Genomic DNA, 10,167 nt, shown 5'->3' with positions numbered 1-10,167 from the left:
CTTAACCGAGTGTCATTAGATTATCAATCACAAAACTTACAATTACCTGATGATGTTGATGGTGGTGTTTATGTTGCAGAAGTATCAGTAGGATCGGCGGCGGAAGCAGCTGGCTTACAAGCTGATGATGTCATCGTTGAATTTGCGGGTGAAGCTGTAACGGATTCAGCATCATTACGTCAAGCTTTATACCAACAAAAATCTGATGCAAGTATAGAAGTTTCCTTCTACCGCAATGGTGAATTACAAACAGCGACTGTACAGTTACAACCACAAAACAACAGTTCCGCAACCCAATAAAGAAGAAATTCTGTTCAATTACACAGAATTATTAAATATTATAAATGAAGCTCAACCGTCAATTAATGTCGGTTGAGCTTTTTCGATGGTATAACCGCATCAGGTAGAAAGTATCATTTGATTTATCGAGGGATAGAAAACTTAGAGACATGTCCACTTATCCCCATACCTTATCCACATAGATGTGGATAAAATAGGGTGGATGTGTATAAAATGTTGGTACCGCTTAAAACATTGAGATATAAGCTTTGTGAATTGTGAACCATTCTGTGGATAGTGGGGATAACTATGGGGGCGGAGTGTACTTTTTTAAAAATGCCCATAAATCGGGTCTAATGGTTGTGGAAATTGTGGATAATTATAAACATTAGGTAAATGAATAATAAAAAAGGTTGAGACCAGCGTCCCAACCTAATAGTTGCATAAGGGCCATTAACGAATTTCACGTAGATAGTCAGCTTTTTCAAATTTGTCAGTATTAGCAATAGCGACATAGATATCATCTGCTTGGATGATATAGTCAGCCGGGAAGGTCGTGGTTAATGCTTCACGGCGGCGTTTGCGAATACCAATGATATTGATGTCGTAGCGTTGACGTGTATTCAATGAAGTGAGTGATTTGCCCACCCATTCTTCTGGTGGACGGAATTCTACTAAAGATGTTTCGTCATCCAGGTTAATAATTTCTTCAATGGTGTTGTGAATCATACGGCGAGCAATTTGAACGCCAGATTCTTTTTCTGGTTGCACAATAGTATTTACACCTAGCGCTTCTAAAACTTTACGATTTGTTTTATTTTTAACCTTACAGATGATATGGTTGATACCTAATTCTTTTGCATTTATAACACCTAATACAGAAGCTTCAAGGTTGGTACCTGTAGAAATAACAATCGCATCACATTGGCCAAAACCAAGGTTACGCATATATTCTATATCAGTAAAGTCTCCAACTGAACCAACTGTTAAGTAACCATCTAAACGGTTAACATTTTTTTCATCTAAATCACAGGCAATGATTTCAACGCCGTTTTCGGATAATTCTTTAGCGATGGTTGATCCAAAAATACCTAAACCTAAAATACCTACTAAATTCATTTTTCCCATTTTATAACACCTATCCTATTAAAATATTTGTGTTTGTATATTTAATATCCCGTTTTTTACTATTTTTATTTGGTAATAAAGAAAGAAACATAGTCATTGGACCAATCCGTCCAATAAACATTAATGCCATTAAAATAATTTGACTAGCCATAGAAAGCGATGGTGTTAAATTGGCTGTTACACCAACGGTTGCAAAAGCAGAAATGGCTTCAAATAGTACATATAAGAAATCGATATGAGGATCAAAAGTTAACATTAACCCTGAACCAATAATCAATAAAGTGGTATAGAGTAAGAAAATAACGAAGGCCTGACGCAAGAGTTTAGCTGGAATCGTATGTTTATCAAAGTTGACAAATTCTTTTTGTCTAATTTCAGCAATAGCTAGCATTAATACTAAAGCAAATGTTGTTGTTTTTAAACCACCCGCAGTACCACCCGGGCTACCACCAATAAACATAGTGACAATGAATATCAAAATACTAACAGGGTGTGCCAGTGTATAATCAATAGATGCAAATCCCGCAGTACGCATAGTAACGGTTTGAAAAACAGCGGTCATGAACTTGTCACCAATAGACATCTTCCCAATCGTATCAGAATTGTTCCACTCAAAAGCGAGAAATAGAAAGGTGCCTAATGTAATAATTAGGATGGTCATTTTTAAAGCTAATTTAGTATGTGGGCGTAATTGACGAATGGCCTTTTTCAAAGCAGATTTTGGTCTAGATCGGTCGAATTTCTTCATTTGGTTAGCCACATCAAACCAAACTGAAAATCCTATACCACCAAGAATAATAAGAGAAATAATGGTCCAATTAACCACTGGCTGTGTCTGTAAACCTATCATAGAAGAATTTCCTAATGGGTCAAACCCAGCATTACAGAAGGCAGAGATAGCCATAAAGATACTTAGAAAAGTGCCTCGTTGTAAACCATACGTAGGAATGAAATAAGTGGCAAATAGTAAAGCACCAATAATCTCAATGATGAATGTATAGTGAAAGATTCTACGTAGCCAATTAGCAATATCGTTTAGTGAACTGTTGTTTAAAGCACCGGAAACAGCGACTTGGTCACGTATGCGGACATTTTGGCCAATTCTAAAATAAATGAGCGAGATGAATGTCATCAAACCTAAACCACCGATCTGGATTAACATCATCATAATAATTTGTCCAAATGTATTATAGGTATCAAAAATGGATTCAACCCATAAACCTGTCACACAGACAGCAGAAACAGCAATGAATAGATGATCAAAGTATGTTGCATCTGATGTGGCCACCTGGCTAATTGGTAGACTCAGTAGTAGTGAACCTACAAAGATGACGACAGCAAACGACAAAGCAATTTTTTTTGCGCTAGATAATTGACTTACCGGTTTTAGAAAATAACGCAGTGCCCTATGTATTAAATTAATTGTGATAACCTCCCATAAAGCTTGATGACTTTAAGAAATTTTAAGATTCATTTTTCAAATACGATTAATTATAAACACTTTAGCAGAAAAATCTAGTAGAATAAAAAATAAAAAAGTTAATAACGAAATTTTTGCATGATAGGAGTTATTTTTGCATGTTAATTAAAATTATCTCAGTTGGTAAATTGAAAGAAAAGTACCTAAAACAAGGCATTGAAGAGTATAGCAAGCGCCTTTCGCGCTATACAAAGATTGAAATTATTGAAGTGAAAGACGAACCAACAAAAGAAAACGCTAGTGAATCGGAAGATGAAATGGTGAAGGATGCGGAAGGTGAACGTATCTTGAATAAAATAAAACCGGATGATTATGTTTATCTGCTAGCAATTAACGGACAAATGCTGTCCTCACCAGAATTAGCTAAATCAATGCAGAGTCAAATGACCCGAGGGAAATCAACTTTAGTTTTTGTGATTGGTGGATCCTTAGGTACGAGTAGTGCAGTCAACCAGCGGGCAAATCAAGCCGTTTCTTTTGGCAAAATGACCTTACCTCACCAATTGATGCGCTTAGTGTTAACAGAACAAATTTATCGCGCCTTTAGAATACAAAATAATGAACCATACCACAAATAGATGAGGTTTTTTCGTAAAACCACAGCACAATCTGATTCGTGTAGGTCCAGTAACGACGATTTTCTTTAAAAGTAATGAGTTCGAATTCATTATTCCAAGTGACCTCAGGCATCTGATTTATCAGAAATTTAATGCGCAAGGGGTAAGCTTTTCTTTCCCAAGGCAAGATGTCTTTATAATGGAGAATGAAAAAACAAATGACAAGTAAAGAAGGTGCTGCCATTCATTGGAGCATCTTTTTTTTGATAAAACACCCTTTTTATTGACCAGGGTGGTCATTCCTGTTATATTAGATTTGACCACAGTGGTCAATGACTGTAAAGGAGGAGGGCTCAATGAATCCACAGTTTAATCATTTGAAAAAAGAAAAACAAGAAACCATTATTAATGCTGCGCTGAAGGAATTCGCTGAAAATAAATATGAAAAAGCTTCTACGAATAAAATTGTTCAAGAAGCGGGTATTTCTAAAGGTTCTTTGTTTAATTATTTTGAAAATAAAAAAGAACTCTATCTTTATCTAACGCAATACAGCGCAGAGATTATTGAAAAAATTTACGAAGTCGTTGATTTGTATGAAACAGATTTGTTTAAGAAGCTGGAAAGCATTGGTATCACGAAATTAAAAATCCAACAGCAGTATCCTCAAGTATTTGATTTTCTCTATGCAATGACTCAAGAAGAAGCAGAAGAAGTGGCCGGAGTGAACCAAAAAAAAGTAAATACGATTTATAAAGAAGGCTTAGAGAAAATCTATGAAAATATCGATTACTCAAAATTTAAAGACGATGTAGATGTAAAAAAAGCTATGGACATCCTAAACTGGTCAATGTTTGGTTTTGGTAATCGAGCAATTGAACAAATCGATTCGATGGATGAAGTAGAAGAAAGATATTTAAAAGAATGGGAAGAATATTCAGCGCTATTGAAAAAAGCATTTTATAAATAATAGGAGGCGATTAACATGAGTATTATTGAAGTGAAAAATTTACAGAAAAAATTCGGAAAGTTCGAAGCCTTAAATGATGTCAGTTTTTCAGTAGAACCTGGTGAAATTACAGGATTTATCGGGCCAAACGGCGCAGGAAAATCGACCACCATACGTATTTTGTTAGGCATCATCCAAAAGAGCGGAGGGTCTGCAAAAATCTTTGGGAAAGATGTTTGGGAAGGCCGGCAAGAAATTCATAAACGCACGTCCTATGTGCCGGGGGATGTCTCTCTTTGGAACAACCTCTCAGGCGGAGAAATTATCGATATTTTTATGAAGCTGCATGGAAGCGGGAATAAAGCCAAACGAGATGAATTGATTGAGCGCTTTGAGTTGGATCCAAAGAAAAAAGCAAAGAATTATTCAAAAGGAAACCGGCAAAAAGTGGGATTAATTTCTGCTTTAGCTGTTGAGTCTGACCTCTATCTCTTTGATGAGCCAACTTCAGGTTTAGACCCTTTGATGGAATCCATTTTCCAAGAAGAAGTCAAAAAAATAAAAGAAGAAGGGAAAGCCGTGCTGCTTTCTTCTCATATTTTAAGTGAAGTCGAGCGTTTAGCGGATAAAATAGTCATTATTCGCCAAGGTGAAATTGTAGAAAGCGGTTCATTAGATGAGATGCGTCATTTGACGCGTTCGGTGATCACTTTGGAATCGGACAAGGACTTAACCCCCTTAGCCACTATGGAAGGTGTGCACGATTTTTCACAAGAAAAAGATCAAGCAGAGTTTTCAGTGGATCACGAGCATTTAAATGAAGTCTTGAGAACCGCTGCAACGATTGGTATTCGAAATATTCAATCTGCACCGCCGACACTGGAAGATCTATTTATTCGCCATTATGAAAGATAAGAGGAGAGGAGGTTTATTCGATGAATGAGAAATTTGCTCGGTTTGAACAATTGCTCGGTATTTATTTGAAACGCGACTGGAAGAAAATTGTTTTATGGGTCGTTCTTCTTGGCTTATTCGGCGGCGGCTTTGTCCCGGCTTTTCAAGAAATTGCCAAAGGTGATGGCTTAGCTGGTATGTACTATACGATGGACAACCCTGCTTTAACAGCAATCGTGGGAACCAGTCCCGTAGAGTCTGCTGAAAATTATACGCTGGGTGCACTGTATGCCCACGAAATGCTCTTATTTACAGGACTGGTATCAGCCGTCATCAGTGCCCTCCATGTGGTAGGTCATACTCGAAAGGAAGAAGATTCAGGCATTACAGAACGCATTAGTTCTTTTCGGATTGGACGTCAAGCCAATTCACTAGCTGTGATGCTTGAAATCCTGCTCATCAATGGCTTGCTTGTATTCGTTACAGCAGGCACAATGCTTTTATTTGATGCAGAAACGATGGGTGCCCAAGGCGCCTTTTTATTTGCAAGTGCTATTGGCTTGACTGGAGTGATGGGCGCTGCGATTGCTTTGGTGATGGCTCAAATCATGCCGACTTCTGGAGGGGCTTCCGGCTCTGCAATAAGAATTATTGGTTTAATGTATATAGGCCGCGGCATGACAGATGTTGTAAATCCCGATGTATCGCCATGGATACCGATGAGCTGGACGTATTTAACGTATCCCTTTACTGAAAACAATTGGATCTTCTTAGGCTATCTTGTTCTTTTTTCAGCGGTCATGTGGCTGCTTGCCTTTATTTTAGAAGGGAACCGGGACATAGGCTCTGGCTATCTCCCTCAAAGAACAGGCCGTCCGCAAGCGAGAAGATCTCTATTATCCGTGCCCGGTTTATTGCTGCGCTTAAACCGCGGAATGCTGATCAGTTGGATGGTCGGCTTTGCCTTGATGGGCTTAGCATATGGTTCGATTTACGGGGACTTACAGACCTTTGTAGAGAGCAGCGAATTGGTTAGTCAAATGTTCCAACAAGGCGGACTGTCTATTGAAGCTTCTTTTACAGGTCTTATCACTTTAGTGATGATTGCTTTAGTCGCTATCTTGCCTATAGCGATGATGAATAAACTATTTACAGAAGAAAAAGAAGGGCGTCTCAATCAAGTCTTTGCAACGAAAACTTCACGTTTTAAATTGTTTTGGACGAATCTTCTCCTTGCTGTTTTGTCTGGTTTATTAGGGATCTTCGTCGCATCCGGCAGTTTAGGCTTGGCTGGTTTGGCTGTAATGGATGATTCTACAGCTCTTGAAATGGCTGATTTTCTGGCTGCTGGTTTTAACCAAACGCCGTTTGTTTTATTCTTTATAGGGCTTGCGGCCTTGTCTTTAGGCTTTATTCCAAAAATTGGGAAATTTATTTACTTGTACCTAACGTATTCCTTTTTCATTGTGTATTTTGAAGGCCTGGTTGATTTTCCAGAGTGGGTAGTCAACACATCCATTCAAAGTTGGCTGTCGCAAATACCGATTGAGGATTTTGACGGTACAGTATTTCTTGTAATAACCGGCGTCAGCTTAGTGATGATGGCTGTGGGTTATCTAGGCTATAACCAGAGAGATCTTGTTGAAGAAGGTTAGATAGCAGTAAAAAAGCGACGCGCCTTTATTTGTGAAGGGCGTCGCTTTTTCTTTTTTTAAATGTTTTTAAAACATTTCTACTTGGCGCGTACGGTGATGATACTTTGCAATAGCCTGGATAAAGTCTTTTGCAAAGGTTTCTTTGCCTGTGACGACACCTGGTTGATCAATCATCTCCATTTTTTCTAAAATTTCCACACCTTTTTGAGTAGCACCAATTGCTTTGAAATGATCAAAGGTTTTGTTCAGGAACTTCTTGGTTTTTTCTTGAAAGTCTTCGACAAGTTGGAGCCGCCGACGAGATATAAAGCGTCATATAAAACGGCGTCTGTGGTGTTTGTGTCTCCAGTTAAAAAGTCAATTGAAAACCCACCATATTCAATTTCTCTTAATGCTAGTAAAATTCCCGATACAATTAATGGCTTATCTTTATCTTGAATTGCGCCGTAATTCCTTAAATCTTCATGTAATTCTTGGGCGTCCTCTAAGATATATTTAAGCTCTTTTTCTTTATCTGTGTCTTCTTCTAATATTTCTTTTATGTAGTATTCTTGAATATTAGACGGACTAAAAGAAATGAACGTTTCTAAGTTTTGAAGTTCTTTGTAATTTCCCCTTTCATCTACAAAAACAGGTGATATTTCATGGTGTTTTTCATTTCCAGAAACACCGATTGCTATTATCTTTTTGAAGTTAGTTTCTTTAGCTATATGTTTTCCATAAAATAATGCACCATTTACAGCAAAATCTCTTATTGAAGCTGTATCAGTAGCAATTACTTCTTTTTCATCTCTCTTAATATGATTAGCAGTATCTCTTTTATTTTCAATAACTATTACAAAATCTTGGACTACCCCAATGTATTCAGGACGTCCTACATTTCCAGTTCTACTTTTCGAAGCTGTTTTTAGCTTCTTTAATATAATTTTCCATAGTTCCACGCTTATTATAAGTTTCAAAAACTCTTTTAGGAGAAATGTTCTTAGAGAAACTCGTAATAATAAAGACATGGCTGAATAGTAACTCACCGGCTTCTCGAGTTGAACGAATACATACTCGACGGGGCCTAGTCCATGAAGCAGCTTGATATGGAACAGAGTGATAATAGATTTCTTTTTCATCCCAAGGATGATTATCGTCGTAGAAGACAAGTTCTTCAGCTAGGCGTGTTAAATTGCGATTGCTCTTCAAACGAATCACATACTCATTATCATAGGCTTCACACAATTCATAGATATCAGGCGTTGCGAAGCCACTATCTCCACGAACTAAAATATCTGTTGTAGGGACTACTGGATTATAATGCTCTAATAGTGGTTCAAGAAATGCTTTTACACCTGTTGAAGTATACTGGTTTCCAGGTCGAAGTTTGGCTTTCAAAAAGTCACCAGTTAAACCATTAAACGCAACGATTGGATGATAGCCATGTGTTCCATAATGGGCATTGTAATCGGTTTGCTCTTGTCTACCGAAGGTATCTGAATGTGTAGAGTCCAAATCGATTATCATATGGGTATCATGGCGAACGAGTCGAGCTTGATCGATTAAAGCTTGGTTAAATACTTGAAAGTCATCGATAGTTTGTTCAGTAATCCGATCAAAAAAAACGTGAGATTGATGGCTGTGATGCCAATGCGTCTTCTAATGATAAAGTTTTTAACATTGGAATGAACCTTATCATAAATAAAAAATGTTTCAGTAGGATAAATGGCGATTAGTATGCATGGTATGTTAAGATGCAAGAGAAAGATGACTTTCTATATGGATTACGCTAAGTATACAAGGAGTAGTGAGGAGTTTACGTATGAATATTTTCCCAATACATGCATTAGCAGATAATTATATTTGGATGATTGAAGATACAAATAGTGTTGTGATTGTTGACCCGGGTGAAGCAGCAGAAGTTTTATCTTATATCGAAGTAGAAAAACCTAGCCAAATTGCTATTTTATTAACACATAAACATGACGATCACATTGGTGGTGTAGAGGAAATTATCCAGGCCTACCCAGAAACTAATATCTATGCTCCAAGTGAAGTACCAGGTTTTGACAATATGACAATTTTGGAAGATGGTAGCCAGGTAGATATTTTAGGTCATACAGTAACCGCCTTACTTTCAGCGGGCCATACAGCAGGACATTTAGCCTATATTGTCGATAATCAGTTTCTATTTTCAGGTGATGCTATGTTCTCAGCGGGATGTGGTCGCGTGTTTACAGGTGATTACCAAGCAGCGTTTGATGCCTTAGAAACTTTTAGCCGTTTAGACGATGACATCGCTGTATTTGCAGGACACGAGTACACCTTAACCAATTTAAAATTCGCACATTCAATATTTCCTGAAAATGAAGTATTTGCTGAAGCCTTAGGGCAAGCAGAAGTTTTAAATGCTGCAAACCATCCTACTTATCCTTCAACTATTGGTAGAGAAAAAATCATTAACATTTTTATGCAAGCAGAAGATGTCACAGCTTTTAAAAATTTAAGAAATTTACGGGACAATTTTTAAAACATTCAATGTGGAAAAAATATTATGGGGAGGTAGCGAATGGTAAGCTACCTCTCTTTTTATTTATTCTCAACCACATAAGTATTAGGGTTAGTGAAGAATACAAATTTGTACTGTACATTGCGTTTTTTATATAAGAGAAGCATGAAGCTAACAAGGGGGAAAATGAAAAATTGTCATGAAAAGGTCTGTATCTCAATGGTTAAACTACTTTTTTTCTCATATTCATAAAAACAGCAATGTACAAATAAATATAGTGACAATGATTTTCTTCAAGTAAAATTGACTTGTATATCAATATAGCGTGATAATATGATGGTATAAACGCTTACATTGATAAAAAAGGGAGGAAATTTTTATGTGGACATTTATAATAGGTGTCGTCGCTTTAGTTGTAGGATACTTCACCTATGGTCGCTATATCGAGAAAAACTTCGAGCCAAATCCTGAAAGGACAACGCCAGCAGAGGTTTTACAAGATGGCATGGACTTTGTACCAATGCCTAGATGGAAAAACGGTATTATTGAATTATTAAACATCGCAGGTACAGGACCTGTATTTGGACCGATTATGGGTGCTTTATATGGGCCGGTCGCTTACTTATGGATTGTCTTTGGTTGTATATTTGCTGGGGCGGTCCACGATTACATGTTGGGGATGGTATCTCTTAGAAATAATGGGGCACAATTACCCGCTTTAGCAGGTAAGTATATT

11 protein-coding genes and 1 pseudogene are annotated in these 10,167 nt (G+C 37.3%); 7 read left to right on the top strand and 5 right to left on the bottom strand.

Annotated elements, in window-relative coordinates; genetic code table 11:
• Window positions 1–300, top strand: a 300-nt coding sequence (locus ACRCJ0_RS06830) for a PDZ domain-containing protein (RefSeq protein WP_431389977.1), incomplete at its 5' end; no start/stop codon positions are given.
• Window positions 301–732: 432 nt separating this feature from the next.
• On the opposite strand, the gene ACRCJ0_RS06825 is transcribed toward ACRCJ0_RS06830, so the two are convergent.
• Both ACRCJ0_RS06825 and ACRCJ0_RS06820 read right to left on the bottom strand, forming a co-directional pair.
• Window positions 733–1,407, bottom strand: coding sequence for a potassium channel family protein (locus ACRCJ0_RS06825; protein WP_111857454.1), 675 nt, complete (start codon window positions 1,405–1,407; stop codon window positions 733–735).
• A 10-nt stretch (window positions 1,408–1,417) separates the two neighbouring features.
• Entirely contained in the window at window positions 1,418–2,755 is a 1,338-nt protein-coding gene (locus ACRCJ0_RS06820) for a TrkH family potassium uptake protein (RefSeq protein WP_431389976.1), read from the bottom strand.
• Window positions 2,756–2,985: 230 nt separating this feature from the next.
• On the opposite strand from ACRCJ0_RS06820, the gene rlmH reads away from it, so the two are divergent.
• The 4 genes from rlmH to ACRCJ0_RS06800 all read left to right on the top strand — a co-directional run bounded on the left by rlmH (window position 2,986) and on the right by ACRCJ0_RS06800 (window position 6,940).
• Window positions 2,986–3,465 (top strand): 23S rRNA (pseudouridine(1915)-N(3))-methyltransferase RlmH, encoded by a 480-nt coding sequence (gene rlmH, locus ACRCJ0_RS06815; protein ID WP_016896373.1) that lies wholly within the window; start codon window positions 2,986–2,988, stop codon window positions 3,463–3,465.
• Between the two features lie 335 nt (window positions 3,466–3,800).
• Complete coding sequence (locus ACRCJ0_RS06810) at window positions 3,801–4,412, top strand: TetR/AcrR family transcriptional regulator (RefSeq protein ID WP_431389975.1); 612 nt, start codon at window positions 3,801–3,803, stop codon at window positions 4,410–4,412.
• A 15-nt stretch (window positions 4,413–4,427) separates the two neighbouring features.
• Window positions 4,428–5,306: an ABC transporter ATP-binding protein gene (locus ACRCJ0_RS06805; protein ID WP_431389974.1), complete on the top strand. Its 879-nt coding sequence runs from the start codon at window positions 4,428–4,430 to the stop codon at window positions 5,304–5,306.
• A 20-nt stretch (window positions 5,307–5,326) separates the two neighbouring features.
• Window positions 5,327–6,940, top strand: a complete 1,614-nt coding sequence (locus ACRCJ0_RS06800) for an ABC transporter permease (RefSeq protein WP_431389973.1) — start codon at window positions 5,327–5,329, stop codon at window positions 6,938–6,940.
• 66 nt (window positions 6,941–7,006) lie between these two features.
• On the opposite strand, the gene ACRCJ0_RS06795 is transcribed toward ACRCJ0_RS06800, so the two are convergent.
• The 3 genes and pseudogenes from ACRCJ0_RS06795 to ACRCJ0_RS06785 form a co-directional block, all read right to left on the bottom strand.
• A complete protein-coding gene (locus ACRCJ0_RS06795) occupies window positions 7,007–7,159 on the bottom strand; it encodes a hypothetical protein (RefSeq protein ID WP_431389978.1) in 153 nt (50 codons plus the stop codon).
• 26 nt (window positions 7,160–7,185) lie between these two features.
• Window positions 7,186–7,881 (bottom strand): hypothetical protein, encoded by a 696-nt coding sequence (locus ACRCJ0_RS06790; RefSeq protein ID WP_431389972.1) that lies wholly within the window; start codon window positions 7,879–7,881, stop codon window positions 7,186–7,188.
• A pseudogene (locus ACRCJ0_RS06785) lies at window positions 7,838–8,576 on the bottom strand (IS1380 family transposase); the annotation flags it as partial. The gene ACRCJ0_RS06790 and the pseudogene ACRCJ0_RS06785, both read right to left, overlap by 44 nt.
• 168 nt (window positions 8,577–8,744) lie before the next feature.
• Here ACRCJ0_RS06785 and gloB point away from each other — a divergent pair.
• Together gloB and ACRCJ0_RS06775 are read left to right on the top strand one after the other, a co-directional pair.
• Window positions 8,745–9,452 (top strand): hydroxyacylglutathione hydrolase, encoded by a 708-nt coding sequence (gene gloB, locus ACRCJ0_RS06780; protein ID WP_149256601.1) that lies wholly within the window; start codon window positions 8,745–8,747, stop codon window positions 9,450–9,452.
• A 358-nt stretch (window positions 9,453–9,810) separates the two neighbouring features.
• A partial coding sequence (locus ACRCJ0_RS06775) for a carbon starvation CstA family protein (RefSeq protein WP_431389971.1) occupies window positions 9,811–10,167 on the top strand: 357 nt, incomplete at its 3' end.

The sequence above is a fragment of the Aerococcus sp. L_32 genome (assembly GCF_050689315.1).
This window is presented reverse-complemented; position numbering and strand designations above follow the sequence as displayed.